Below are 528 nucleotides of genomic sequence, written 5' to 3'. Positions count from 1 at the left end.
GCCCTATTTCGCGGCCACACAGCAGCACTTAAATTTTCACCCATTTCACAGGAATTAAAATTGGTGCCATTAATTTCATTCGCCAGTTTCTGCATAAACTGCATCGCATGTGCAATTTCAGGCAATTCTGTTTCTAAAGCCAGGTTTAATGCGTAGCCTGCTCCTCCTGATAAAATATTTTGCATGAACTTCACAATCTGATCCGACTTGATGAAGGAAAAACCGCCTGCGAAGAGATCAATGCCACCACAACCAGAGCGCATTCCAGGTACATCCACATGCGCAAGGCGGATGGTACGTACTTGATTACGAGCATATACAGAACCAAGAGCAGCATAACCCGCCGCTTGTGTTTGATAAGCATGCGATCCCGTCACATTGGCATCAAACCCCAAATTATTAAAAAAATGGGATAAATCGGATTCTGCATTTGCAAAGAGCTGACTGGTCCCTAATAACAATAAGGCTGCAACGGTTTTTTTAAACATAGTCATCTCGCAAAGTTGTGAATCTATTCATCATGAAATT

The 528-nt window shown here is 42.4% G+C and carries 1 protein-coding gene; it reads right to left on the bottom strand.

Annotation, left to right across the window (positions count from 1 at the left end):
• On the bottom strand, positions 1–488 hold a 488-nt coding region (locus tag A8O27_RS18265), incomplete at its 3' end, for a conjugal transfer protein TraH (protein ID WP_259293104.1).
• Between the last annotated feature and the right edge of the window lie 40 nt (positions 489–528).

It is taken from the genome of Legionella bozemanae (genome assembly GCF_001648595.1).
Classification (GTDB): Bacteria; Pseudomonadota; Gammaproteobacteria; order Legionellales; family Legionellaceae; genus Legionella; species Legionella bozemanae.
Note: the sequence above shows the minus strand (reverse complement) of the source record. Positions and strands in the feature narration are given on the sequence as shown.